This is a genomic window from Stenotrophomonas sp. Steno-Z2 (assembly GCF_056393235.1).
Genome location: NZ_JBWJOY010000001.1, coordinates 100,908 through 126,319, shown reverse-complemented (window position 1 = coordinate 126,319; position 25,412 = coordinate 100,908). Strand labels below are relative to the sequence as shown.

The following is a 25,412-nucleotide window of genomic DNA, read 5'->3' as shown; positions in this document are numbered from 1 at the left end:
AATAGAATTGCGCCTGTTGCCGCTGTTATCCAATGGAGTACCCGGTGAAAGCTCTTGTCTGCGGCGGCGCCGGTTATATCGGCAGCCACATGGCGCGCCTGCTGGCCGCGCACGGCCACGAGGTGGTGGTGCTGGACGATCTGTCCACCGGGCATGCGCAGGCGGTGCAGTGGGGGCGGCTGGTCGAGGCTGACGTGCTGGACCGGCCGTCGCTGGAGGCGGCGTTCGCCGGGCAGCGGTTCGATGCGGTGTTCCATTTCTGCGCGCGTTCGCTGGTTGCCGAGTCGATGGTCCAGCCGTACGACTACTACGCCAGCAATGTCGTGGGCACGCTCAACCTGCTCGAAGCGATGCGGCGGCACGAGGTGCGGCGGCTGGTGTTTTCCTCGAGCGCGTCGGTGTTCGGCCAGCCGGCCGGCGGCCTGGTCGACGAGGATCACCCCACGCTGCCGATCAATCCATACGGCGCCAGCAAGCTGATGGTCGAGCGCATCCTGGCCGATGCGGCGGCGGCCTACGGGCTGGATTCGGTGGCGCTGCGCTATTTCAACGCGGCGGGGGCGACGGCCGATGCGCGCATCGGCGAGTCGCACGCCTGCGAGACCCACCTGATTCCCAATGTGCTGCGCTCGGTACTGGGCGACCGGCCCGCGCTGAAGGTCTTCGGTGGCGATTACCCCACGCCCGACGGCACCTGCATCCGCGACTACGTGCACGTCGACGATCTGGCGCAGGCGCACCTGCTGGCGCTGGATTATCTGGATTCCCATCCGGGAGCCCACGCGTTCAATCTCGGCAACGGCAAGGGCTTTTCCGTGCGCGAGGTCATCGCCGCCGCGTCGGCCGTGACCGGCCGCACCGTGCCCTGGGAGATGGCGCCGCGCCGTGCCGGCGATACGGCGGTGCTGGTGGCCTCAAGCCGGCGGGCGAAGGCCGAACTGGGCTGGTCGCCGGCCTGGACCGGGCTGGACGCCATCATCGAAAGCGCCTGGCGCTGGCATCGCGCGCAGCCCTGGTGAGCCGCCGCGCCGCGGTCACCGGTAGGTGACGACCCGCACCGGCTGCAGGCTGCCGGCGTCGAGCACCAGGCGCCCGGCGCCGTGCCGCGCCACGATCGGCAGGCTGCGGAAGGCGGCGTGCGCCGGATTGGCGGCAGGCTGGCCGTCGATGGTGCTGGGCGTGGCGTTGACCGCCAGCCGCGGCGCGATCGCGGCGTAGGGCACGTACCACGCCGGCTTCAGCTCCCGGTCCATGCCGGTGTCGAGGAAGGCGGCAAGCACGGAGGCAGGGTCGGTACGCGAGGTGCCGGGGCGCAGGCCGACCAGCAGCGGACGGCCCCGCGGCAGGCGCGTCCATTCGGGGCGGCTGGCCCGTGCCAGGTCGGCCGCCTCCACTTCGTTGGCCAGGACGACGGCCAGGCGCATGTCGCTGGCGACCAGGAACACCGGCCGGGTCTGCCACAGCAGGTGCAGGCCGAAACCGAGGAAGGCCAGCTGCAGCAGGCCGACAACGGCCAGGTCCAGGCGCAGGCGCTTCTTTCCGGGCTTGAACACGATGAGGGTCAGCAACGGCCCGGCGGCCAGTTGCGCGCCCAGTACCAGGCCCAGCAGTGGCAGCGCGCCGGAGATGCGGTACAGGCCCCAGGGGTGCCACAGCGGCAGCACGAAGGCGGCGATGGCGGCGACCAGCAGCAGGCTGGCCAGGGCATGCAGGGCGGTGGCTTTCCAGCGGTTCATCGGCTCGGGGCGCGGGCGGAGGCGTACAGCATGCGGGCTGCCCCGGCCGGCGTCGAGCCGTTCGAACGGGGCATCCCACGCGCCGGCGCGCCGCTGGCGTGCGCAGAAGGCGCGGGTACAATCGCCGGACTGTCGTCCGTGCCGGGGAACACCATGAATACAGCCGTTGCCGCCAATCTCGTGGGCATCACCGGGATCGCCCGGCGCCTGGTGCAGGACGGTGCGCTGGAGGAGGCCGCGGCGCGCAACGCGATGGCGCAGGCGGCGACGGCCAAGGTGCCGCTGGCGCAGTGGCTGGCCGAGAAGAAACTGGTCAACGCCGCGCAGCTGGCGGCGGCCAACGCCGTCGAGTTCGGCATGCCGCTGCTGGACGCCTCGGTGTTCGACGCCAACCACAACGCGATGAAGCTGGTCAGCGAGGAGCTGCTGCGCAAGCACAACGTGCTGCCGCTGTTCAGGCGCGGCGGCAAGCTGTTCATCGGCACCAGCAACCCGACCCAGCCGCTGGACGAGATCAAGTTCCACACCAACCTGGTGGTCGAGCCGATCCTGGTGGACGAGGACCAGATCCGGCGCACGCTGGACCTGTGGCTGGCGAGCAACGAGAGCCTGGGCGGCGGCCTGGGCGACGACGACGAGGGCATGGGCGACCTGGACGTCGCCGCCGGCGACGAGGACATGGGCGGTGGCGGCGATGCCGGCATCGATGCCAAGGGCGACGACACGCCGGTGGTGAAGTTCGTCAACAAGGTGCTGGTGGATGCGATCCGCCGCGGCGCCTCGGACATCCATTTCGAGCCCTACGAGGACGACTACCGGGTGCGTTTCCGCATCGACGGCCTGCTCAAGACCGTGGCCAGGGCGCCGGTGAAGCTGCGCGAGCGCATCGCCGCGCGCCTGAAGGTGATGTCGCAGCTGGACATCGCCGAGAAGCGGGTGCCGCAGGACGGCCGCATCAAGCTCAACCTGTCCAAGACCAAGCAGATCGACTTCCGCGTGAGCACGCTGCCGACGCTGTTCGGCGAGAAGATCGTGCTGCGCATCCTCGACGGCAGCGCGGCCAAGCTGGGCATCGACAAGCTGGGTTACGAGCCGGTGCAGCAGCAGCTGTTCCTGGATGCCATCCACAAGCCCTACGGCATGGTGCTGGTGACCGGCCCCACCGGTTCGGGCAAGACGGTGTCGCTGTATACCGCGCTGGGCATCCTCAACGACGAGACCCGCAACATCTCCACCGCCGAGGACCCGGTGGAAATCCGCCTGCCCGGCGTGAACCAGGTGCAGCAGAACAACAAGCGCGGCATGACCTTCGCCGCGGCGCTGCGCTCGTTCCTGCGCCAGGACCCGGACGTGATCATGGTCGGCGAGATCCGCGACCTGGAGACGGCGGAGATCGCCATCAAGGCGGCGCAGACCGGCCACATGGTGCTGTCCACCCTGCATACCAACGATGCGCCGCAGACCATCGCGCGCCTGATGAACATGGGCATCGCCCCGTACAACATCACCTCCTCGGTGACCCTGGTCATCGCCCAGCGCCTGGCGCGGCGGCTGTGCCCCAGCTGCAAGAAACCCGCGCACCTGCCGGACAACGCGCTGCTGGCCGAAGGCTTCACCCAGGCGCAGATCGACCAGGGCATCCAGCTGCACGAGCCGGTCGGCTGCGAGGAGTGCACCGAAGGCTACAAGGGCCGCACCGGCATCTACCAGGTGATGCCGATGACCGACGAGATCGCCACCATCGTGCTGCAAGGCGGCAACGCGCTGGACATCGCCGAGGCCGCGCAGCGGATCGGGGTCAACGACCTGCGCCAGTCGGCCCTGCTCAAGGCCGCGCAGGGCATCACCAGCCTGACCGAGATCAACCGCGTCACCAAGGACTGACCGCACCCGCCGTCGCCGCGGCCGATCCCTGCGGCGCATGGACGGGGCGACCTGGGCGTTTCCCATCCCCTCCGGGCGGGCCTGATCCGCTTCCGGATTCCCCGCACCGGCATGTCCCGGGACATCGCCGTCGCCGCGCTCAAGCGCGGCCGGGAGCGTGCCGATAGATCGCCATGGAGCGGGCATGGGGCCGTTCGACCGCCGGGCATGATTGCGCTAGGCTGGCGTGGCACGTGTCGGTCCAGCACAGCCGGGTCTGGGGGGAAGGGGCATGAGCGGTAGCGCATGGTCGGGCGACGACAGGATGTTCGAGTTCCGCCAGGAACTGGCCGACAGCGGCCAGCCGCCGGACAGCACGCCCTTCACCGTCCTGAGCGTCGATGACGACCCCGGCTTCCAGCAGTCGCTGCGCATGGCGCTGTCGGATTTCCGTTTCAACGAGAGCCCGCTGCGGCTGCTGACGGCGTCCTCGTCCCGCGAGGCGCGCGAGGTGATGGCGGCCAACCCCGGCATCTCCGCGATCCTGCTGGACGTGGTGATGGAAACCGACGACGCCGGTCTGCAGCTGGTGCGCGCGGTGCGCGAGCAGCTGGGCAATTCCGAAGTGCGCATCGTGCTGATCACCGGCCAGCCGGGCATGGCGCCGCTGCGCAAGACCCTGCAGCAGCTGGACATCAGCGAGTACTGGCTCAAGACCGACCTCTACCGCGAACGCCTGCAGGGCATCGTCACCGGTTCGCTGCGCACCTGGAGCGAGATCCACGCGCTGGCGCGGGCCAAGCGCGGGCTGCAGCACATCGTGCAGGCCGGCAGCCGCCTGGCCGGGCTGCGTGATCCGGACGGTTTCTCGCGCCAGTTGCTGCGCGAACTGGCGGCGCTGCTGGAGGTGCCGGTCGACGGCCTGGTCTGCGTGCACGACGGCACCCTCGACCTGCCCGCCGACGAGGCGATGGTGACCGCGGCCGATGGCTGCTTCGAAGCGCTGGAAGGCCGCCGCGTGCAGGACATCGCCGACCCGATGGTCCACGACCTGCTGCTGGATGCGTTCTCGCGCCGCACCAGCATCGGCATGCCCTCCAGCCAGGTGCTGTTCCTCGACGGCGGCGGCACGGTGCCGCCGATGGCGGTCTACCTTGCCACCGAGCGCTCGCTCGACGCCGAGGAGCACGAACTGCTGCAGGTGTTCGTCACCCACGCCAATGCCGGCCTGGTCAACGTCGACCTGGCGGCGCGGCTGGACCGCGTCGCCTACCGCGACAGCCTGCTGGACATCCCCAACGGCAATGCGCTGCGCCGCGACCTGCGGCAGGTACTGGAGCAGCCGCGGCCCTGTGGGCAGAGCCTGCTGGTGGTCGACCTGGGGCAGTACAGCGACGGCAGCCTCGCGCTGGGGCCGGAGCAGGGCGACCTGCTGCTGCAGCGCATGGCCGAGCGTCTGGCGCAGATGTATCCGCCGCCCTGCGGCATCGCGCGCCTGCACGAGGGCACGTTCGCCGTGCTCGGGCCGTCGCGGTGGCTGGCCTCCGACCCGGTCGATGCGCTGGAGCAGAGCGAGGACGAAGGCGAACTGCCGTTCCTGCGGGTCGATGCGGCGCGCGTGGACCTGGACGAGTACCGCGGTGGCGCCGGTGGCGCGGTGGCCGCCGGCCTGCTGCTGGTGAACCGGATCCGCGCCAGCGGCGGCCACGGCGTGGCCGAGTACCAGGTCCAGAGCGAGCAGGAAAACCTGCGCCGCTTCCTGGAGTCGCGCGCGCTGTACCGCGCGCTGCGCGAGGACCGCATCGGCATCGTGCTGCAGGCGCAGGTGGACCTGGACAGCGGCGCCATCGTCGGCGCCGAGGCGCTGGCGCGCTGGACCGAGGACGGGCAGCCGATGTCGCCGGCCAGCTTCATCCCGGTCGCCGAGGCCAGCGGCCTGATCGTGCCACTGGGCGGGCGCGTGATCGAACTGGTCTGCGACGCGCTGCGGGCGATGGAGCAGGCGGGTTTCCCGGACATCCCGGTGTCGGTCAACGTGTCGCCGCTGCAGCTGCGGCGGCGCGAATTCATCGAGGAACTGGCCGCCACGGTGGCGCGCCACGGCATCGCGCCGCGGCGCATGGAAATCGAGATCACCGAGGGCGCGGTGATGAGCGACTACCAGGACGGCCGCGAGTTGCTGGCACGACTGCGGCGGCTGGGGTTCGGCATCGCCGTGGACGATTTCGGGACCGGCTATTCGTCGCTGCGCTACGTGCATTCGCTGCCGGTGACGCGGCTCAAGCTGGACCGGCAGTTCACCGCGGGCGTCGGCGAGCAGGGCGGCGGCGCCAACGTGGCGGACATGATCATCGCCCTGGGCCACCGGCTGGGCCTGGATATCGTCGCCGAAGGCGTGGAGACCCCGGCCCAGGTCGAATGGCTGCGCCGCCATGAATGCCCCCGCGCGCAGGGCTACCTGTTCGCGCATCCCGAGCCGGTGGAGGACTTCATCGCGCGGCTGCGCGGCCAGGGCTGAGATGCGCCGCCTCTGGCAGTCGCCGCGGCTGCGCTGGCAGGAGGCCTGGGCGGCCCTGCGTGCGCATCCGTGGCGGGTGGCGCTGATCGCCGCGCCCTGGCTGCTGGGCCTGCTGACCGCCTTGCCGGTGCTCTGGTACGAAATGGACCGCGCCGTGCGCCTGCCCGAGCGCCAGGCCGCGCACGATGCGGTGGAGAACGCGGCGCAGTCGATGCTGCGCCGGCTGGGGCGCCTGCGCGACGACACCCGTTTCCTTGCCTTCCTGACGCCGCGCCTGCTGGAGACCGGTTCGCAGGCGCAGCTGCTGGAAACCTACACCAGCTTCCTGATGACCGGGCGCGACTACCACAAGGTGCGCTGGATGGATGCGACCGGGCGCGAGCGCCTGCGCGTGGACCAGGACGCGGGCAGCGTCCACCGCGTTCCCGGAGGCGCGCTGCAGGACAAGCGCGGCCGGCCGTTTTTCGAGAACGCGCTGCACCTGCAGCCGGGCCAGATCCATCTTTCGCCGCTTGACCTCAATGTCGAGAACGGGCGCATCGAGCAGCCGCTGCGGCCGACCCTGCGCGCCTCCTCGCCGTTCGTGCTGGCCGACGGCAGCGCCGGCGTGGCGGTGGTCAACCTGCATGGCAATGTGTTGCTGGAGCGCCTGCGCGAGCGCGCGGCGCAGTCGGGCTTCAGCCTGTACCTGGTCCATCCACAGGGCTACTGGCTGCTGGGCCCGGCCCCCGACGACGCCTGGGGCTGGCAGCTGGGACGTGCCGACCGCACGGTGGCGAACTTCGACCCGGCGCTGTGGGCGGCGATGCAGCGGCGTCCGTCAGGCGACTGGCACGACTGGAGTTTTTCAACCCTGCAGGCGGCCTGGCGGGGAACCGAAGGCGACCTGCTGGCCCACGCCGATCCGACGCTGGGGCAGCTGCGGCTGCTGGTGCACCGTTCGCGTCCGCCGGCCGCGCGCTGGAAGGCCGCGCTCGGCGGGCTGGCGCTGCTGGGCCTGGTGCTGGTGGCGTGGGTGGTGCTGGGCCAGGCGCGCGGCCTGGCGCGCGAGCTGGCCTACATGCAGCGGCTGCGCGACAGCAACGAGGCGCTGGCGCTGGCGAACGGGCACCTGCAGGCCGCGCAGCAGGAACTGGCGCGGGCAGAGCGACTGTCCTCGCTGGGGCTGATGGTGGCCGGCGTCGCCCACGAAATGAACACGCCGCTGGCCAGCGCGCAGCTGGCCCTGGGCACGCTGCGCAGCGGTGTCGCCCGCCTGCAGGCGCAGATCATGGCCGGCCTGCGCCGGTCCGAACTGGAGAGTTTCCTGGCCGAGGCCGCTGGTGCCTGCGCGCTGGCCGACGGCGAGCTGCGGCGCACCGCGGCGCTGGTGCAGCGCTTCAAGCAGGTGGCGGTGGACCGCGCCTCGCTGGAGCGCCGCCGCTTCGACCTGGCCGACGTCCTGCTCGACGCCGATCCACGCCTGCGCCGCGGCGGCCTGGCCGATGGCATCGCGCTCGAACTGGACCTGGAGCCGGGCATCGCCATGCAGACCTACCCGGGGCCGCTGGAGCAGGTGGTGGCCAACCTGCTCAACAATGCGCTGCTGCATGCCTACCCCGAAGGGCAGGGCGGGCGCATCCGGCTGGCGGCCCATCGCGACGGGGAAGCGCAGGTCCGGATCGAGGTCGTCGATGACGGCGCCGGCATCGCGCCGGAGCACCTGCCACGCATCTTCGAGCCGTTCTACACCACCGCGCGCCACCGCGGCGGCACCGGCCTGGGGCTGCACATCGTCCACCAGATCGTGACCGAGGTGCTGGGCGGACGGATCGAGGTGCGCAGCCGCCGTGCCGGCGATCCAGGAGACACGCCGGTGGGTACCTGCTTCATTCTGCACATCCCGTGCGAGGCGCCCGAGCGGCCCGGGACTTTGGAGTCGCAGGAGGCGTAGGGTCGCTTCCTTCTCCCCGCGGGAGAAGGTGCCCCGGAGGGGCGGATGAGGGCCGGGGCGCAGCCCTGCGGCGTTCAACTGCATGGGGCTTCGCCCGTACCCTCACCCCAACCCCTCTCCCGGTGGGAGAGGGGCTTCGAGCTTTCGTTCTCCCGGTGGGAGAGGGGCTTCTGCTCGTCGCATTCACTCCCCAGGAGGAGCTGCGCGTCAGTCCATTCCCAGCTTCTTGAGCTTGTAGCGCAGCGCGCGGAAGGTGATGCCCAGCTGCGCGGCGGTACGGGTCCGGTTCCAGCGGTTCTCTTCCAGCGCCTTCTGGATGGCCGCGCGCTCCATCTGCTCGATATAGGAGGGAAGGGCGGCACTGCCGGTTTCGATGTCCGCGACCGCTTCTTCGGTGGCCATGGACGCCTCGGTGCGCGGCGCCGGCAGGCGCAGGTCGCTGGCGCCGATGCTGTCGCCGTCGGCCAGGGCGAGCGCGCGTTCCAGCACGTTTTCCAGTTCGCGCACGTTGCCGGGGAAGGCGTAGCCGGCCAGGGCGTCCAGCGCCGAGGGCGAGAGCAGCGGCGTGGGCAGCTGCTGCGAGCGGGCCAGGCGGCTGAGGATGGCCGCGGCCAGCTGCGGCAGGTCGCCACGGCGTTCGCGCAGCGGTGGCACGCGCAGCTCGATCACGTTGATGCGGTAGTACAGGTCGTGGCGGAAGCGGCCGTCCTGCACCTGCACGGCCAGGTCCTTGTGCGTGGCCGACAGGATGCGCACGTCCACTGGCACTTCGGTGGCCGAGCCGACCGGGCGCACGGATTTTTCCTGGATGGCGCGCAGCAGCTTGACCTGCATCTGCAGCGGCAGCTCGGCCACTTCGTCCAGGAACAGGGTGCCGCCATGCGCGGCCTGGAACAGCCCCGGCTTGTCGGCATGCGCGCCTGTGAAGCTGCCCTTCTTGTGGCCGAAGAACTCGCTTTCCATCAGCTCGCCGGGAATGGCGCCGCAGTTGACCGGAATGAACGGCCCGGCCGCGCGCGCGCCCTGGTCGTGGATGGTGCGCGCCACCAGCTCCTTGCCGACGCCGGACTCGCCGACGATGTAGACCGGCGCCTGGCTGCGCGCGACCTTGGCGATGGTGGCGCGCAGGTCGGCCATCGCCTGCGAGTCGCCGAGCAGGCGCGAGGCGCTCTCCGGCGGTGCCGGCGGCGTGGCGCGCTCGCTGTTGTTGAGCTCCAGCGCGTGCTTGACCATGCCGCGCAGCACGCCGATGTCCACCGGCTTGCTGACGAAATCGAAGGCGCCGGCCTTCAGCGCCTCCACCGCCAGGTCCATGCTGCCGAAGGCGGTGATCATGGCCACCGGCGTGCGCGGGTGGTCGCGCGCGATCTCGGTGACCAGTTCGATGCCGTTGCCGTCGGGCAGGCGCATGTCGGTCAGGCACAGGTCGAAGCTGTTGCTGGCCAGCAGCTCGCGGGCCTCGGCCAGGTTGGCGGCGGTGCTGATGCGCAGTCCCATCCTGCCCAGGGTGAGGACCAGCAGTTCGCGGATGTCCCGTTCGTCGTCGACGACCAGCGCGCTATGCGTCACGTTCATGTGGAAAACGATAGCCGAGTCCGGCGCTGGGCGTCATCTTCCGGCGCGCGCCTGCACCGGGATCAGGCGGCGAAGGCGCCGTGCGGCGCGGCCATGACGATGCGGAAACAGGCGCCGCGGGTCGGGACCGGGATGTAGTCCAGCTGCGCCTGGCTGGCCCGGCACAGCTCGCGGGCGATGTACAGGCCCAGCCCGGTGCCGTGTTCGGAGGTGGTGTAGAACGGCCGGAACAACTGCGTGGCCACCGCCTCCGGGATGCCGGGTCCGCGGTCGATCACATCGATCACCGCATGGCGGCCGGACGAGGCGACGCGGATCCGCACCCGCGCCGGCTCGTCGCCCATGCGCCCGTACTTGAGCGCGTTGTGCACCAGCGCGGTCAGGACCTGGTGCAGGTGGCGCGGGTCCATCAGCGCCGGCACCGAGGATTCGCGGATGATGGATTCCACGTCGTCGGTCTCGGTGGACAGGGTCTGCCGGTACTCCAGCACGAAGCGGCGCACGAAGCTGGCCAGGTCCAGGTTCTCCGGGCTGGCGCGCTCGCGGCGGGCCAGCGCCAGCACGCTCTCGACGATGCCGTTGGTGCGCTGGCACTGCTGGTGGATGATCTGCAGCAGGCGCCGGTCGGCGTCGCCCAGGTCGTCGGATTCCTCCAGCAGCTGGGCGGCGTAGTTGATCGCCGCCAGCGGGTTGCGGATCTCATGGGCGAGGCTGGCCGAGAAACGGCCGAGGGTGGACAGGGTCAGCGATTCGGCGCGGCGCGAGACCACGCTGGTGTCGTCCAGGAACAGCAGGGTCTGGTCGCTGCCGGCCAGCAGGCGGGCGAAGCGCGGCTGCACCTCGGCCTGGCCGTTGGCCAGCTGCAGCGGCAGTTCCTCGCCGCTGGAACCGTTGCGCCAGCGCTGCAGGCGCCGGGCCAGCTCCGGTGCCACCTGCCCCAGCCGCGCCTCGCCGCCGGCCAGGCCATCGCCGGCTTCGCCGAGCAGGGCCGCGGCGGCTTCGTTGGCCAGGGCGATGCGGCCGCCACCGTCGACCACCAGCACGCCGGTGCGCATGCGGCGGATGATCAGCTCGTTGATCTCGAACAGGTTGGCGACCTCGGCGCCGCGCCGCTCGGCCAGCTGCTGGTTGCGGCGGGCGCGGTTGCCGATCTGGTAGCTGATCCAGGCCAGGGCCAGGTAGCTGGTGATGAACATCGCCAGCTCGGCCAGCGTGCGGGTGCTTTGCCCGCCCTCGAATTCGCGCCAGCCGAACTCGGCCACGGTGGCGAGGCTGGCCACCACCGCCACCAGCATGCCGCGCGACAGCGGCAGCAGCATGGCCGCGGCGGAGATGTTGAACAGCAGGCTCATCGAGATGCCGGCGCTGGCGCCGGGCAGGGCGTGGGTGAGCAGGGTGGCGGCGAGGATGTCGGTCATCGCTCCCCAGAGGACCAGCGGCTGCAGCCAGCGTTCGTTGCGGCCCCACACCAGCAGGCCCAGCGCGACCGGCAGGTAGCCGACGCAGACCGCGCGCGCCAGCACCGGGTGGTGCGCCTCGCTCATCAGCGCGCTCAGCGGGCTGAACACCAGCGCCGCGATCAGGCTGGCGATCAGCACCCGGTACAGCGCGAAGAAATAGAGCTCGCGCCGCGGTATCGATTCGAGGCGGTCGATCAGGGAGGAACGGGACGGCAAGCGCGGGCTCCGGCGGCGGGCGGCAGGACGGAGTATAGGTGCGGGCAGGGCGCCGCCGTGGGCCAGGGGCGGGGGCTCTGCCGGTGACCGGCAAGTGCCTGGAATGGCGCCCGATTCCGCTCCCTGCACACGTCCCGGGGGGCGTTGCCCTGTTCCCGCCCTGCCGCGGCGGGGAGAACCCTTCGGGCCATCGACGGGCGATGCCAGGAACCGCTCGGGGCGGTTTTTTTGCGCCACGGGCCGCGGTCGGCGACAATGGTGGGCCCGCCCGCCCTGCAGGAAGGCCATCCGATGGCCCTGTGGACTCGTGGCGGTTGTTCCCATTCCCACGGTGACACATGAATTTCCACGAATACCAGGCAAAACAACTGCTTGCCGAGTACGGCATCCCCGTCCCGGCCGGCAAGGTCGCGGCTACCCCGGACGAGGCGGTGGCCGTTGCCCAGTCGCTGGGCCAGGGCCCCTGGATGGTCAAGGCGCAGATCCACGCAGGCGGCCGCGGCAAGGCCGGCGGCGTCAAGTTCTGCAAGACCGTCGAAGACGTGAAGGCTGCCGCGGCCAAGATGCTTGGCACCAAGATGGCGACCTACCAGACCGCCGGCGTCGAGCTGCCGATCAACCTGGTGCTGGTGACCACCGCCGGTGAGATCGTCAAGGAACTGTACCTGTCGGTGCTGGTCGATCGTGGCACCCGCACCATCAGCTTCATCGCCTCCTCGGAAGGCGGCATGGAGATCGAGCAGGTCGCCGCCGAGACCCCGGACAAGATCCACACCCTGAACGTGGATTTCGTCGAGGGCGTGCAGGGTTACCACGGCCGTGACATCGGCTTCAAGATGGGCCTGACCGCCAAGCAGGCCGGCCAGTTCGCCAACATCATGGTGAACCTGTACCGCATCTTCAACGAAAAGGACCTGGCGCTGGTCGAAATCAACCCGCTGGCGATCCTGGACGACGGCAACCTGTACGCGCTGGACGGCAAGTTCAACAGCGACGACAACGCCAACTTCCGCCACAAGGAACTGGTCGCCATGCGCGACAAGTCCCAGGAAGACGAGACCGAAGTGACCGCTTCGGAGCTGGACATCAACTACGTCACCATGGACGGCAACATCGGCTGCATGGTGAACGGCGCCGGCCTGGCCATGGCCACCATGGACGTCATCAAGCTCAACGGCGGCGAGCCGGCGAACTTCCTGGACGTGGGCGGCGGCGCCAACAAGCAGCGCGTGATCGAGGCGTTCAAGCTGATCCTGTCCTCGGACAAGGTCGAAGGCATCTTCGTCAACATCTTCGGCGGCATCGTCCGCTGCGACATGATCGCCGAGGGCATCATCGCCGCGGTCAAGGAAGTGGGCGTCAAGGTTCCGGTCGTGGTGCGCCTGGAAGGCACCAACGTGGAAGAAGGCAAGCAGCTGCTGCGCGACAGCGGCATGGCCATCATCCCGGCCGACAACATCAACGACGGCGCCAAGAAGGTCGTTGAAGCGGTCAAGAACGCCGCCGCCTGATCATTCCCTGTTTCGGGGCACCGGGCTGCGCTTCTCCAGCCCCCTTGAGTCAAGGGGGCGACATCGACGCGAAGCGGCGATGTGGGGGATGTGGAGGCATGTCTGAGTGATGTTCCGCATGGCGGAACATCACGTGGTTCCGAAGCCGACAACAGCAAGAGATTCAGAGGACTCAAACGAATGTCCGTTTTGATTAACAAGAACACCAAGGTGATCGTGCAGGGCTTCACCGGCCAGCAGGGCACCTTCCACGCCACCCAGATGATCGAGTACGGCACCCAGGTCGTCGGCGGCGTCACCCCCGGCAAGGGCGGCACCACCCACATCGACCTGCCGGTGTTCAACACCGTGGCCGATGCCGTGGCCAGCACCGGCGCCGATGCGTCGGTGATCTACGTGCCGCCGCCGTTCGCGGCCGACGCGATCCTGGAAGCCGCTGCCGCCGGCATCAAGGTCATCGTCTGCATCACCGAGGGCATCCCGGTGCTGGACATGCTGCGGGTCAAGAACGTGCTGACCCGCACCTACCCGGAGACCGTGCTGATCGGGCCGAACTGCCCCGGCGTGATCACCCCGGGCGAGTGCAAGATCGGCATCATGCCGGGCCACATCCACAAGCCGGGCAAGATCGGCATCGTGTCGCGTTCGGGCACCCTGACCTATGAAGCGGTCAAGCAGACCACCGAAGTCGGCCTGGGCCAGTCCACCTGCATCGGCATCGGCGGCGACCCGATCAACGGCCTGAACTTCGTCGACTGCCTGAAGCTGTTCAACGAAGACCCGCAGACCGAAGGCATCATCATGGTCGGCGAAATCGGCGGCGACGCCGAGGAAGCCGGCGCCGAGTACATCAAGAACCACGTGAAGAAGCCGGTCGTCGGCTTCATCGCCGGTGCGTCGGCTCCGGCCGGCAAGCGCATGGGCCACGCGGGCGCGATCGCCTCGGGCGGCAAGGGCACCGCGGAAGGCAAGTTCGCCGCGATGGAAGCCGCCGGCGTCGTCACCGTGCGTTCGCCGGGCGACCTGGGCGCCGCCATCGCCAAGCTGGTCAAGTAAGACCCGCCGCGACGCGCAACGAAAAGGCCGCCCTCGGGCGGCCTTTTCGTTTGTGCGCTACCGCTGCATTTTTGTAGGAGCGGCTTTAGTCGCGAGGGGCTTCACCGGGAAAGCTTCATCGCGACTGAAGTCGCTCCTACGGGGTTGCCACCGGTCAGCGCAGCGACTTGATCGTCAGGTCCAGCGCGTCCTTGCCGCCTTCGCGCTGCAGCAGGCGCACCGGCACCGGCATGCCCGGCGCGACCCAGGCGATCTGTTCCTTGTTGCCGTCCACGCGCGACACCTTGGTCGCCTCCACGGCCTTGCCGTCGACGGTCATGGTTTCCTTGCCGACGACGCGGTAGGAGAGCGTCTTGATCCGGCCGTCGTCCACCATGCGGTAGTTGAGCGGCCTGCCGGCGGCGACGTCGCGGGCGATGGCCAGGTTGATCAGCAGGCCGTCCATGTCGCCGCTCTGCAGGCGCACCGGCCCGCGCCGGTCCGGCTTCACGTCGCCGCTCCAGGTGGCCTGGCTGCTGCCCCAGTCGTAGCGGGCGTCGACCGCGCGGCGCTTGAACGGAATCACCGACGCGTCATGGCTGCTCAGCGGGCGCAGCTGGCCGTTCTGTTCGTCGAACAGCGTGCTCTGGCTCAGCTCGGCCAGCTGGTTCTTGACCTGCAGCGTGTAGCGCCACTTGCCGCCGTTCTCCGCGGCCAGGGTCATCACGCCGTTGGCCTGCAGGCCCATGTAGCTGGCCTGGTAGTCGGCGGTGAAGGGCTGCATGGCCAGGGCCGGCAGGCTGGCAAGGGCGGCGAGGGCCGCGACGGCCAGCGGAAGGGGGCGCAGGAAGGGTTTCATGCTCAGGCTCCTTGGTATTCGGTCAGGCGCAGGTCGATGGCGTCCTCGCCGTCCTCGCGCTGCAGGATGCGCACGGGGGTCGGTACGCCGTTGGCGATCCACAGGATGGTTTCGTCGTTGCCGCCATTGGTGCGGTACACGCGCAGCGCGTCGTAGCTGAGGTCGCCTACCTGTACGGTCTCGGTGGCGCTGGCGGCCTGGTACTCGTACTGGCGCACCCGGCCCACGTCCACGTAGCGGTAGCGCAGCGGCTGGCCGGGACGGGCATCGCGCATCAGCGACAGGTTGAGCAGCAGCGCGCTCTGGTCGCCGCGCTGCAGCGGGATCGGGCGTTGGCGCTCCTTCTTCAGGTCGCCTTGCCACTGCGCGGTGCCTTCCTGCCAGTTGTAGGTGCCGGTGACCTTCTTGCCCAGGAACAGCGCCTTCTTCACCGTGCTCTGGCTCAGAGGCACGTACACCGCGCCCTCGTTGTCGAAGACCGTGCTCTGTTCCAGGTTCAGGCCGAGCACGCCGGCGAAACCGCGGCGGCCGCGCACGGCCATGTCCACGCGCCAGCGGCTGCCTTCGTTGTGGACCACGCGCATGGTCGCATCGCCCGCTTCCTTGCCCTTGTAGAAGGCCTGGTAGGTGGCGACGAACGGCTCCAGCGCGGGCGGGTTCCATTCGGCCGGCGGCAGCGCCGCCGCGCCGGCGGGCGCCGCGTCCTGGGCCAGGACCGGCAGGGTGGTCAGCAGGCTTGCCAGCAGTACCGGTTTGAGGAAGGCGGTCGTCATGCTCGGATCGGGGCGGGTGGGAAGCGGATCATGCCAGCCTGCGCATCAGCGGCATGTGGATCAGGGCTGCAGCGTTCCGGCGGAATCTAGGCGCAGCGGTCTAAACAGGGACTGACCGTCGAGCAGGACCGTGCCGTCCCGTTCAGCTACGCGCCCTTCGACGAGCAGGCGCACCGTGGCCCGCAGCAGCGGGTGTTCGACCGCCAGTACCCGCGCGGCCAGGGTACTGGCGTCGTCGCCGGCCAGCACCGGCACCCGCGCCTGGGCGATCACCGCGCCGGCGTCCAGCTCCGGCACGACGAAGTGCACGCTGGCGCCATGTTCCGCGTCGCCGGCCTCGATGGCGCGGGCATGGGTATGCAGTCCCTTGTGCAGCGGCAGCAGCGAGGGGTGGATGTTGACCAGGCGGCCGGCGAAGCGCTGCACGAAGCCGGCGCCGAGGATGCGCATGTAGCCGGCGCAGACGATCCAGTCCGGGGCGCAGGCGGCCACGGCGTCGCCGAGCGCGGCATCGAAGGCCGCGCGGTCGGTGTAGTCCCGGGGCGGACGCGCCCAGCGCAGTGCCGGCGCTACCTTGTCCAGCGCCGCGGCGCCGGGTTTGTCGGAGAACACGCCGGCGATGCAGGCGTGCAGCTGACCGGCGGCGATGCCGTCGAGCAGGCACTGCAGGTTGCTGCCGCGCCCGGAGGCGAGCACGGCGATGCGGGCCGGCGCGCTCATCGCCAGGCCCGCCGCACCAGCGGCCATGCCAGCAGGCTGCCGATGGTGGCCAGCAGCATGTCGGCGTGCGCGTCCCAGATGTCGCCCTGCTGGCCGTTGTAGGCTTCGGCGGCTTCCGGCGACAGCGCCAGGGCGATGCCCCATTCCAGCCATTCGTAGACCAGGCTGGAGCACATGACCGCCATCACCGCCAGCGCGAACGCCTGCCCGCCGCGCAGCGCCGGCCAGGCATGGCGCGCCAGCTGGGCCAGCGCCGGGGTGAAGCAGGCACCATAGAGGAAATGGATCAGCCGGTCGAAATGGTTGCGCTGCCAGCCGAACGCCGCGCCGGGCGACCAGCCGGCCAGCGCCTGCAGCCATGCTTCGTACGGCACGTTGGAATACAGCCAGCGTGCGCCGATGCAGTGCAGGGCGACGAAGCCGCAGACCGCGGCGAAGGCGCCGCCGCCCAGTGGCCAGCGCCGGTCCACCCACCACAGCGCCGCCAGCCCGGCCACGGTCAGCGAACTGTGCAGGGCCTGTTCCAGCGGCCACAGCGGTTTGATCCACGTGAGCAGGAACACGGCGAGCACGCCGATGAACGCGGCCTTCTTGGCGGGGGACATGGGGCGGTGGTTCAGCCGATGCGGACGCGCTCGCCGCCGGCGGCCGCGACCACCTTGCCGATCTGCCAGTGCGCCAGCTGCAGCGCATCGAGCGAGGCGCTGATGGCGGCGATGTGGCTGGCCGGCACCAGCAGCACGAAGCCGATGCCGCAGTTGAAGGTGCGCCACATCTCGCTGTCGGCGACGTTGCCCTCGCGCTGCAGCCACTGGAATACCGGCGGCAGGGTCCAGCTGCCGGCGTCGATGTCCAGGCCCAGGCCGTCGGGCACGACGCGGATGATGTTCTCGGTCAGGCCGCCACCGGTGATGTGGGCCATGCCGTGGATGGCCGCGCCGTGTTCCTTCAGCAGCGACAGGATCGGCTTGACGTACAGGCGGGTCGGCGCCATCAGCGCGTCCACCAGCTTCACGCCGTCCTCCAGCACCAGGTCGGCCGGCTGGCCGGCGCGGTCGTAGATGCGGCGCACCAGCGAGTAGCCGTTGGAGTGCGGGCCGGAAGAGGCGATGCCGATCAGCACGTCGCCCTGCTGCACGGCCGAGCCGTCCTTCAGTTCGCTCTTCTCCACCGCGGCCACGGTGAAGCCGGCCAGGTCGTATTCGCCCGGCGCGTACATGTCGGGCATCTCGGCGGTCTCGCCGCCGATCAGCGCGCAGCCGGCCTCGGTGCAGCCGTTGGCTATGCCGCCGACCACCGCCGCGGCGGTGTCGATGTCCAGCTTGCCGGTGGCGAAGTAATCCAGGAAGAACAGCGGCTCGGCGCCCTGCACCAGCACGTCGTTCACGCACATGGCGACCAGGTCGATGCCGATGGTGTCGTGGCGGCCGAGCTGCTGGGCCAGCTTGAGCTTGGTGCCTACGCCGTCGGTGCCCGAGACCAGCACCGGCTCGCGGTACCTGCCCGACAGGTCGAACAGCGCGCCGAAGCCGCCCAGCCCGCCCATCACCTCCGGACGGAAGCTGCGCTTGACCAGCGGCTTGATGCGTTCGACCAGTTCGTTGCCCGCGTCGATGTCCACGCCGGCGTCACGGTAGGTCAGGGGAGAGTTGGCGGAGGTCGGGGAAGTGGTCACGGGCGGCTGCACTGGCGGGGTGAACGGGCGATTTTAACAGGCCACGTTGGCGCCAAGGCCGCATTCGGGCAACAATTCCCTCCGGAACCGTCGAGCAATGGAACCCTCAATGCGTCGCAGCCTGGCCTTTTCCCTGTTTCTGGCGCTCTGCCTGTCCGTCCCGGCGGCGCTTGCGCAGTCCGGCCTGCGTACCGAAGGCGACGTGGCCAGCGCGCAGAACCCCTATGAGGCCGAAGTGCCGGTCAACAGCCAGAGCGACGCCGACCGCAACGGCGCGCTGGCGCGTGCGCTGGGCGCGGTGCTGGGCAAGCTGTCCGGCGACCGCAGCGCGATGACCCGGCCGGGCGTGGCGCAGGCCCTGCGAAGCGCCAGGGACATGGTCGAAAGCTACGACTACCGCCAGGACCAGAGCGTCTCCGCGTCCGGCGCGCCGAGTTTCCGCACCATGCTGGTGGCGCGCTTCCACCAGGACGACGTGGACGGGCTGGTCGCGGCGCTGGGCCTGCCGGTATGGCCGCAGCCGCGGCCCAAGCCGGTGGTGTGGATGGCGATCGACGACGGCAGCGGCCCGCGCCTGGTGGGCGTGCAGCAGGCGAACGCGGCGCGTCCGCTGCTGGACCGCGCCGTCGAGCGCGGCTTCCGCCTCGGCCTGCCCGGCGGCGGCGCGGCCGAGCAGGCGCTGGTCGGCGCGATCTGGCGCCAGGACACCGCGGCCATCGCCCGCGCCTCGGCGCGCTACGCGCCGCCGATGCAGCTGGTGGGCAAGCTGTACCGCGCCAGCGGCGGCGGCTGGATGGCCGACTGGGTATTCGTCGACGACGGCCGCGAGCTGGCCAAGTGGACCACCCGCGACGGCGATGCCCGCCGCGCGATGGCCGGCGGCGCCGACGGCGCGGCCGATGCGCTGGTCAAGCGCTACGCCAAGGCGCCGGTGGCGGGCGCGGCCGGCACCTACCGCATCCGCGTCAGCGGCATCCGCAGCGCGGCCGATTACCTGCGCGTGGCCGCGACCCTGCAGTCGGTGGCGGTGGTGCGCTCGATCGTGCCGGTGCAGGCCTCCGGCGACGTCCTGGAGCTGGACCTGGAACTGATGAGCGGCCTGCAGGGGCTGAACCGCATGCTCGGTAACGATGCCGCGCTGCAACCGATGGCGCCGCCCACCGAGGGCGAGCCCGCGTCCGGCCCGGCCGAGTACCGCGTGCGATGAGCGGCACCGGCACCGCGGACTCGGAAATCGCGCTGTTCCTGCGCCGCCTGCAGCGCGGCGTGCTGGCCGCGTTCGGGTTGTGGGTGGTGTGGCTGCTGGCGCCGATCCTGACGCCGTTCGTGGTCGCGCTGATGCTGGCCTGGCTGGGCGACCCGCTGGTGGACCGGCTGGAGGCGCGCGGCCGCTCGCGCAACACCGCGGTGATCCTGGTGTTCGCCCTGATGATCCTGCTGATCGCGCTGGCGCTGCTGATCCTGGTGCCGATGATCCAGCGCCAGATCGTCACCCTGGTGGCCGCGCTGCCGCAGGCGCAGGAATGGCTGATGGGTACGGCGCTGCCGTGGATCGAGCAGCGTACCGGCGTGGAGATCCTCGGTTGGCTGGAGCCCGATCGCCTGTTCGAATGGGTGCGCACGCATTGGCAGCAGGCCGGCGGTGCGGCGACCACGCTGTTCGGCTACGTATCGCGCTCGGGCTTCGCGATGGTGACCTGGGTGGTGAACCTGGCGCTGCTGCCGATCCTGGCCTACTACTTCCTGCGCGACTGGGACCGGCTGGTCGAGCGCGTCGCGTCGATGATCCCGCGCAACCACATCGAGATCGTGTCGCGGCTGGCGCGCGAATCCAACGACGTGCTCGGCGCCTTCATCCGCGGGCAGATCGCGGTGATGATCGCGCTGGGCGTGGTGTACGCGGTCGGCCTGTCGGTGGTGGGGCTCAACCTCGGCCTGCTGATCGGCCTGGTCGCCGGGCTCATCAGCTTCATTCCCTACCTGGGCGCCACCACCGGCGTGGTGCTGGCGGTGCTGGCCGCGCTGGTGCAGTCGCAGGGCTTCGACGTGAAGCTGCTGGCGCTGGTCGGCGTGGTGTTCGTCGTCGGCCAGCTGCTGGAGAGCTACGTGCTCACCCCGCGCATCGTCGGCGACAAGATCGGCCTGCACCCGGTGGCAGTGATCTTCGCGGTGATGGCCGGCGGCCAGCTGTTCGGCTTCCTCGGCATGCTGCTGGCGCTGCCTGCGGCGGCGGTGATCAACGTGCTGCTGCGCTACGCGCACGAGCGTTACCGGCAGAGCGAGCTGTACGCCGGGCATGGCCCGACCATCGTGCTGCAGTCCAGCGGCGAGCCCGCCCCGGGCATGGGCATCGTGCCGAAGGACGTCGAACCGAAGTGAGCGTGCCGCAGTTGCCGCTGGCCCTGCGCTATCCGCCGGACCAGCGATTGGAGAGTTTCATCGGCGCCCCGGACGGGGCGCTGGCGCAGTTGCGCGCCGCCGCCACCGGCGGCAGCCGCGACTGGGTCTACCTGGTCGGCCCCGCCGGCAGCGGCAAGACGCACCTGGCGCTGGCCGTCTGCGCCGCCGCCGAGCAGGCCGGGCGCGGCTCGGCCTACCTGCCGCTGCAGGCCGCCGCCGGGCGCCTGCGCGATGCACTGGAAGCGCTGGAAGGGCGCGACGTGGTCGCGCTGGACGGCCTGGACGCCATCGCCGGCGACCGCGACGACGAGGTGGCGCTGTTCGATTTCCACAACCGCGCGCGTGCCGCCGGCGTGACCCTGCTCTATACCGCCACGGCCGCGCCCGACGCGCTGGGGCTGGTGCTGCCCGACCTGCGCTCGCGGCTGTCGCAGTGCGGGCGCATCGTGCTGGACGCGCTGGACGACGAGGGCCGCGGCGCCGTGCTGCGCGAGCGCGCGGTCCGGCGCGGGCTGGCGCTGGACGAGGCGGCCATCGACTGGCTGCTCACCCGCACCGGCCGCGACCTGGGCGGACTGGTCGTGCTGCTGGATCGCCTGGACCGCGAGTCGCTGGCCGCCAAGCGGCGCATCACCGTGCCGTTCCTGCGCAAGGTGCTCGACGCGTCCTGAGCGGCGTGGCGCAGGTGCGGAACTGACCCCGCACGGGCTTCGCCGGGGGCAAGTCCCGTAACTGCGGCGTCGGCTTCCCGACCGGTATGGCAGCGCGTGCGCTACGCGTGTCCGCGCAGCGCTTCTTCCAGCGCCTGCAGCCGCTGCGGCGTGCCGACGTCGGTCCACTGGCCGCGGTGGTGCTGGCCGGTGATGCGGCCCTGCGCCATGAAGTGCTTCTGCAGCGGCACCACGCTGAACCGCGGCGGGCTGCGTTCGCTGCCCGGCGCATCGCCGATCACCGCGCGCCAGCCCTCGAGGATCGACGGGCGGTACATGCCGATGCCGGCATAGGTCAGGCAGGGCGCATCGCGGTCGTGGTGCAGCACGCCCTGCGCGTCGATGCGGTAATCGCCCTGCGGGTGCTGTGGCGGGTTGTCCACCAGCACCAGGTGCGCTTCGCCGGCCGGTTCGCGCGGCAGCAGCGAGAAATCGAAATCGGTCCAGATGTCGCCGTTGACCACCAGGAATGGCGCCTGGCCCAGCAGCGGCAGCGCGTTGAGCATGCCGCCGCCGGTTTCCAGCGGCGTGGGCCCTTCGCAGGCGTAGTGCAGGCGCAGGTTCCAGCGGCTGCCGTCGCCCAGTACCTCGGGGAACTGCGCGGCCAGCCACGAGGTGTTGACCACCACATCGCGCACGCCCAGCGCGGCCAGCTTTTCCAGGTGCCATGCGATCAGCGGCTTGCCGCCGGCCTGCAGCAGCGGCTTGGGCGTGTGTTCGGTGAGCGGGCGCATGCGCTCGCCCAGCCCCGCGGCGAAAACCAGCGCCTTCATCGCGCGGCCCGCCCGACCAGCGCCGGCCTGATCCGCCGTTCCAGCAGCGCGTGCAGGCCGGACAGCTGCGGATGGCGCGGCAGCACTTCGTCCAGATAGGCGATGAAGCGCGGCACGTCCTCCAGGTAATGGCTCTTGCCGTCGCGGTAGTGCAGGCGCGAGAAGATGCCGAGGATCTTCAGGTGCCGCTGCACGCCCATCCAGTCGGCATCGCGCAGGAAGGTGGCGCGGTCGGGCACCGGCAGGCCGGCGGCGCGCGCGCGCTCGTGGTAGCGCGCCAGCCAGCCGTCCACGCGTTGCAGCGGCCAGCTCAGGAAGGCGTCCTTGAACAGGCTCACCGGGTCGTAGGCGATGGGGCCGCGCACCAGGTCCTGGAAGTCGAGCACGGCCGGGCCATCTTCCACCGGCATCAGGTTGCGCGGCATGAAGTCGCGGTGGGTCATCAGCTGCGCCTGGCCCAGCGCGTTGTCCATCAACCGCCGCTGCGCCAGCTGCAGCTCTTCGACCTCGCCGCAGTCCAGCTGCAGGCCGAGATGGCGCTGCAGGAACCATTCGTCGAACAGGCCGGCGTCGCGCTGCAGCAGGGCTTCGCCGAACTCGCCGAAACCGTCCGGCACCGGGATCGACTGCAGCCGGACCAGCTGCGCCATGGCGCGGTCGAACCATGCGTCGGCGTTGTCGGCATCCAGCAGCCGCGCCAGGGTCGGCGCGCCCAGGTCTTCCAGCAGCAGGAAGCCGGCGTCCAGGTCCTGCGCGAGCAGCGCCGGCACCCGCAGCCCATGGGCCAGCAGCAGCTCGCGCATGCGCAACCACGGCCGCGGATCTTCCAGGCCGGGCGGGGCGTCCATGACGATGTGGCTGCCGTCACGGCCGGTCACGCGCCAGTAGCTGCGGAAACCGGCGTCCACCGAGGCGCGCTCGATGCTGGCGGTGTCGTCGGCCAGGCGATGGCGGGCCCAGTCCAGGCGCTGCCGCGCGCGCTGCGGGTCGAGGGAAATGTCCGGGGTCATCGGTGGAGCGTGCTCGCAGGTGCCAAGGTGCAGGCCACGGGGCACTGGCGCACCGTGGCGTTGCCGTGTCCGAGGGAAAGGAGTGGAACGTTCAGCGCTTGCCGCTGACCAGCCGCAGCAGCGCCAGCAGGGCGATGGCGCCGATGATGGCGCCGACGAAGCCGGCCGGCTGCCCGGCGGCGTACCAGCCCATCTCGCGCCCGAACCAGCCGGCGAACACCGCGCCGGCGATGCCCAGCACGATGGTCAGCAGGCAGCCCATGCGGTTGTTGCCGGGCATGAAGAAGCGCCCCAGCAGGCCGACCACGAAGCCGACCAGGATGATGTACAGCCAGCTGTCGCTGCCAAACAATCCGCTCATGTGTCCGCCCGCTCCAGGGAAAAACGCAGCCTAGCAAGGCCAGGCTGCGTCGTCATCGCGCCGCTCAGCAGCAGCCGTGGCCGCCGTGGCGGGTGCCGCTGTCGGCCGCTACCGGCGAGCCGCTGGTCTCGCCGCGCAGGCTGGCCGCGTGGTGGTCGAACAGCACCTTGGACACGCAGGCGGTGACGCGCTTGCCCATCGGGATGTGCAGGAACTCGTTCGGGCCGTGCGCGTTGGAATGCGGGCCGAGCACGCCGGTGATCATGAACTGCGCGCCGGGGAACTTCTCGCCCAGCATGCCCATGAACGGGATCGAGCCGCCTTCGCCCATGTACATGGCCGGCTTGCCGAAGAAGGCCTGGCTGGCGTCGTCGATGGACTTCTCCAGCCACGGCGCCATGGCCGGGGCGTTCCAGCCGGTGGAGGCCTTTTCCAGGTCCAGGGTGACGTGAGCGCCGTTCGGCGGGTCGCGCAGCAGCGCTTCCTTCAGCAGCTCGCCGCAGGCCTTGCCGTTGGCGGTCGGCGGCAGGCGCAGCGACAGCTTCACCGAGGTTTCCGGGCGCAGCACGTTGCCGGCCGATTCCAGTGGCGGCATGCCGCCGATGCCGGTCACCGACAGCGCCGGGCGCCAGGTGCGGTTGAGCACCAGTTCGGTGAGGTCCTCGTTCATCGGCTTGAGGCCGTCGACCAGCGGGAACTTGTCGAAGATGGCGGTATCGACCACCTCGGCGGCGCGCCGGGCCTGCTCCAGGCGCTCGGCCGGGATCTCGGCGTGCAGGCCTTCGAGCAGGATGCGGCCGGTGTTCTCGTCCTCGATGCGCGACAGCAGCTGGCGCAGCAGGCGGAAGGAGGACGGCACCACGCCGGACGCGTCGCCGGAGTGCACGCCTTCGTTGAGCACCTTCACGGTGAAATTGCCGCCGGTCAGGCCGCGCAGCGAAGTGGTGCACCACAGCTGGTCGTAATTGGCGCAGCCCGAGTCCAGGCACACCACCAGCGACGGCTGGCCGATGCGCTCGGCCAGATGGTCCACATAGGCTGGCAGGTCGTAGGAGCCGGATTCCTCGCAGGCCTCGATCAGGATCACGCAGCGGGCGTGCGGCAGGCCCTGTTCCTGCAGGGCCAGGATCGCCGCCAGCGAGCCGAAGATGGCATAACCGTCATCGGCGCCGCCACGGCCGTACAGCTTGTCGCCACGCAGCACCGGCTTCCACGGGCCCAGGTCGGCGTCCCAGCCGGTCATTTCCGGCTGCTTGTCCAGGTGGCCGTAGAGCAGCACGGTGTCGTCGCCGGTCTCCGGACCGGAGGCCGGGATTTCCAGGAAAATCAGCGGGGTGCGGCCTTCAAGGCGGACCACTTCGACCTGCAGGCCGGGGATCTTCTGCGCCCTGGCCCAGCTTTCCATCAGCGTCACGGCCTGGTCCATGTACCCGTTGGCAACCCAGTTCGCATCGAACATCGGCGACTTGTTGGGGATGCGGATGTAGTCGACCAGCTGCGGGACGATGTCGTTGTCCCACTTGTCGCTGAGAAATTGGCCGAGCTTGGCGCTGTCCATTCGGGAACTCCGGTTGCAAGGTTTCAGATGCGCCCATTCTACGCCGTCCGTCTTGTAGGAATTTTCCTACAAGGAATCGGGCGGTTTGCCGGCTGTGGGCCGGAGGCGCGGCGGATAGGCTGTGTTCATGTGGCGCGGAACACTGGTCTTGCCGGCGGGGATGCCGGCATTCCAGTCCAAGCCACAAGGAGTTGCAGCGATGAAGCTTTTCACCGTGATGCTGAAGTCACTGGTTCTGGCGTTGTTGTTGACCGCATCGGCGCAAGCCACGGACAAGGTCGACATCAACACCGCCACCGCGGCGGAGCTGGACCGGGTATTGGTGAATGTCGGCGCCACCAAGGCGCAGGCGATCGTCGAATACCGGCAGGCGAACGGTCCCTTCAAGAGCGTCGAGGAACTGGCGCTGGTCAAGGGCATCGGGTTGAAGACGGTCGAACGGAATCGTGACCTGATCGGCGTGGGCGCAGGAACCGCCTCCGCCGCCGGGAACGCCAAGGCGGCGACGGCCAGACCGGTCGAGAGGCGTTGAGCGGAAGGGAATCGCAATTGTGCGTCGTCCGGATGACGGCCACACGGAGAACCCCGTACAGCCAGGAGGCAGGGGAGAGGCAGGAAGCCTACAGGGATGTGAAGTCGCCCGGTGTTGCACAGTGACGTGCAGCCGGGCGATCTTTTTTTGGGGCGGTGTCGGACGCCGGATGCCGGGTGACGGCACGGACTGTA

22 protein-coding genes are annotated in these 25,412 nt (G+C 70.1%); 10 read left to right on the top strand and 12 right to left on the bottom strand.

All coding sequences use genetic code 11. From position 1 onward, the window contains the following. Positions 1 to 44: 44 nt before the first annotated feature. On the top strand, positions 45 to 1,019 hold the full coding sequence (gene galE, locus AC06FP_RS00540; protein ID WP_478074096.1) for a UDP-glucose 4-epimerase GalE: 975 nt from the start codon (positions 45 to 47) through the stop codon (positions 1,017 to 1,019). A 15-nt stretch (positions 1,020 to 1,034) separates the two neighbouring features. Here galE and AC06FP_RS00535 read toward each other — a convergent pair whose 3' ends face one another. Beyond that, on the bottom strand, positions 1,035 to 1,736 hold the full coding sequence (locus tag AC06FP_RS00535; RefSeq protein ID WP_478074095.1) for a hypothetical protein: 702 nt from the start codon (positions 1,734 to 1,736) through the stop codon (positions 1,035 to 1,037). Between the two features lie 153 nt (positions 1,737 to 1,889). Between AC06FP_RS00535 and pilB the strand changes: the two genes are divergently transcribed. From pilB to AC06FP_RS00520, 3 genes are all read left to right on the top strand, one after another. Further along, positions 1,890 to 3,620 (top strand): type IV-A pilus assembly ATPase PilB, encoded by a 1,731-nt coding sequence (gene pilB / locus AC06FP_RS00530; RefSeq protein ID WP_456116849.1) that lies wholly within the window; start codon positions 1,890 to 1,892, stop codon positions 3,618 to 3,620. A gap of 271 nt (positions 3,621 to 3,891) precedes the next feature. Further along, positions 3,892 to 6,117, top strand: a complete 2,226-nt coding sequence (locus tag AC06FP_RS00525; protein WP_478074094.1) for a two-component system response regulator — start codon at positions 3,892 to 3,894, stop codon at positions 6,115 to 6,117. 1 nt (position 6,118) lies between these two features. Further along, complete coding sequence (locus AC06FP_RS00520; protein WP_478074093.1) at positions 6,119 to 8,050, top strand: sensor histidine kinase; 1,932 nt, start codon at positions 6,119 to 6,121, stop codon at positions 8,048 to 8,050. Positions 8,051 to 8,257: 207 nt separating this feature from the next. Here the strand turns inward: AC06FP_RS00520 and AC06FP_RS00515 are convergent, their stop codons facing one another. Together AC06FP_RS00515 and AC06FP_RS00510 are read right to left on the bottom strand one after the other, a co-directional pair. After that, positions 8,258 to 9,625, bottom strand: coding sequence for a sigma-54-dependent transcriptional regulator (locus AC06FP_RS00515; RefSeq protein ID WP_456116846.1), 1,368 nt, complete (start codon positions 9,623 to 9,625; stop codon positions 8,258 to 8,260). Between the two features lie 62 nt (positions 9,626 to 9,687). Beyond that, entirely contained in the window at positions 9,688 to 11,301 is a 1,614-nt protein-coding gene (locus AC06FP_RS00510) for a sensor histidine kinase (protein ID WP_456116845.1), read from the bottom strand. 338 nt (positions 11,302 to 11,639) lie between these two features. Here AC06FP_RS00510 and sucC point away from each other — a divergent pair, with 338 nt between their 5' ends. Together sucC and sucD are read left to right on the top strand one after the other, a co-directional pair. Next, positions 11,640 to 12,812 (top strand): ADP-forming succinate--CoA ligase subunit beta, encoded by a 1,173-nt coding sequence (sucC, locus tag AC06FP_RS00505; protein WP_104939398.1) that lies wholly within the window; start codon positions 11,640 to 11,642, stop codon positions 12,810 to 12,812. Positions 12,813 to 12,992: 180 nt separating this feature from the next. After that, positions 12,993 to 13,868, top strand: coding sequence for a succinate--CoA ligase subunit alpha (gene sucD, locus AC06FP_RS00500; protein WP_456116844.1), 876 nt, complete (start codon positions 12,993 to 12,995; stop codon positions 13,866 to 13,868). A 154-nt stretch (positions 13,869 to 14,022) separates the two neighbouring features. On the opposite strand, the gene AC06FP_RS00495 is transcribed toward sucD, so the two are convergent. The 5 genes from AC06FP_RS00495 to purM are packed head-to-tail and all read right to left on the bottom strand — an operon-like array spanning position 14,023 to position 17,874. Next, positions 14,023 to 14,706 carry a DUF3108 domain-containing protein gene (locus AC06FP_RS00495; protein ID WP_478074092.1) on the bottom strand — a complete coding sequence of 228 codons (684 nt, stop codon included), beginning with the start codon at positions 14,704 to 14,706 and terminating at the stop codon, positions 14,023 to 14,025. Between the two features lie 2 nt (positions 14,707 to 14,708). Beyond that, positions 14,709 to 15,479: a DUF3108 domain-containing protein gene (locus AC06FP_RS00490; RefSeq protein ID WP_478074091.1), complete on the bottom strand. Its 771-nt coding sequence runs from the start codon at positions 15,477 to 15,479 to the stop codon at positions 14,709 to 14,711. A 60-nt stretch (positions 15,480 to 15,539) separates the two neighbouring features. After that, positions 15,540 to 16,199 (bottom strand): phosphoribosylglycinamide formyltransferase, encoded by a 660-nt coding sequence (purN, locus tag AC06FP_RS00485; RefSeq protein WP_478074731.1) that lies wholly within the window; start codon positions 16,197 to 16,199, stop codon positions 15,540 to 15,542. Next, positions 16,196 to 16,804 (bottom strand): DUF2238 domain-containing protein, encoded by a 609-nt coding sequence (locus AC06FP_RS00480; protein WP_478074090.1) that lies wholly within the window; start codon positions 16,802 to 16,804, stop codon positions 16,196 to 16,198. The genes purN and AC06FP_RS00480 overlap by 4 nt, the downstream gene beginning before the upstream one ends. Positions 16,805 to 16,815: 11 nt before the next feature. Next, complete coding sequence (gene purM / locus AC06FP_RS00475) at positions 16,816 to 17,874, bottom strand: phosphoribosylformylglycinamidine cyclo-ligase (RefSeq protein WP_478074089.1); 1,059 nt, start codon at positions 17,872 to 17,874, stop codon at positions 16,816 to 16,818. A gap of 46 nt (positions 17,875 to 17,920) precedes the next feature. On the opposite strand from purM, the gene AC06FP_RS00470 reads away from it, so the two are divergent. The 3 genes from AC06FP_RS00470 to hda are packed head-to-tail and all read left to right on the top strand — an operon-like array spanning position 17,921 to position 20,945. Further along, positions 17,921 to 19,081 carry a DUF2066 domain-containing protein gene (locus tag AC06FP_RS00470; RefSeq protein WP_478074088.1) on the top strand — a complete coding sequence of 387 codons (1,161 nt, stop codon included), beginning with the start codon at positions 17,921 to 17,923 and terminating at the stop codon, positions 19,079 to 19,081. After that, a complete protein-coding gene (locus AC06FP_RS00465) occupies positions 19,078 to 20,253 on the top strand; it encodes an AI-2E family transporter (protein ID WP_478074087.1) in 1,176 nt (391 codons plus the stop codon). The genes AC06FP_RS00470 and AC06FP_RS00465 overlap by 4 nt, the downstream gene beginning before the upstream one ends. Continuing rightward, entirely contained in the window at positions 20,250 to 20,945 is a 696-nt protein-coding gene (gene hda / locus AC06FP_RS00460; protein ID WP_456116837.1) for a DnaA regulatory inactivator Hda, read from the top strand. The genes AC06FP_RS00465 and hda overlap by 4 nt, the downstream gene beginning before the upstream one ends. Positions 20,946 to 21,046: 101 nt before the next feature. Here hda and murU read toward each other — a convergent pair whose 3' ends face one another. The 4 genes from murU to AC06FP_RS00440 all read right to left on the bottom strand — a co-directional run bounded on the left by murU (position 21,047) and on the right by AC06FP_RS00440 (position 24,686). Continuing rightward, positions 21,047 to 21,757, bottom strand: a complete 711-nt coding sequence (gene murU / locus AC06FP_RS00455; RefSeq protein ID WP_478074086.1) for an N-acetylmuramate alpha-1-phosphate uridylyltransferase MurU — start codon at positions 21,755 to 21,757, stop codon at positions 21,047 to 21,049. Then, entirely contained in the window at positions 21,754 to 22,767 is a 1,014-nt protein-coding gene (locus AC06FP_RS00450; protein ID WP_478074085.1) for an aminoglycoside phosphotransferase family protein, read from the bottom strand. Before AC06FP_RS00450 ends, murU begins: the two co-directional genes overlap by 4 nt. Before the next feature lie 91 nt (positions 22,768 to 22,858). After that, a complete protein-coding gene (locus AC06FP_RS00445; RefSeq protein WP_054667206.1) occupies positions 22,859 to 23,128 on the bottom strand; it encodes a GlsB/YeaQ/YmgE family stress response membrane protein in 270 nt (89 codons plus the stop codon). Positions 23,129 to 23,192: 64 nt separating this feature from the next. Beyond that, positions 23,193 to 24,686 (bottom strand): M20 family metallopeptidase, encoded by a 1,494-nt coding sequence (locus AC06FP_RS00440; protein ID WP_456116834.1) that lies wholly within the window; start codon positions 24,684 to 24,686, stop codon positions 23,193 to 23,195. Positions 24,687 to 24,813: 127 nt separating this feature from the next. Here AC06FP_RS00440 and AC06FP_RS00435 point away from each other — a divergent pair, with 127 nt between their 5' ends. After that, positions 24,814 to 25,218 carry a ComEA family DNA-binding protein gene (locus AC06FP_RS00435; protein ID WP_456119465.1) on the top strand — a complete coding sequence of 135 codons (405 nt, stop codon included), beginning with the start codon at positions 24,814 to 24,816 and terminating at the stop codon, positions 25,216 to 25,218. Positions 25,219 to 25,412 lie beyond the last annotated feature (194 nt).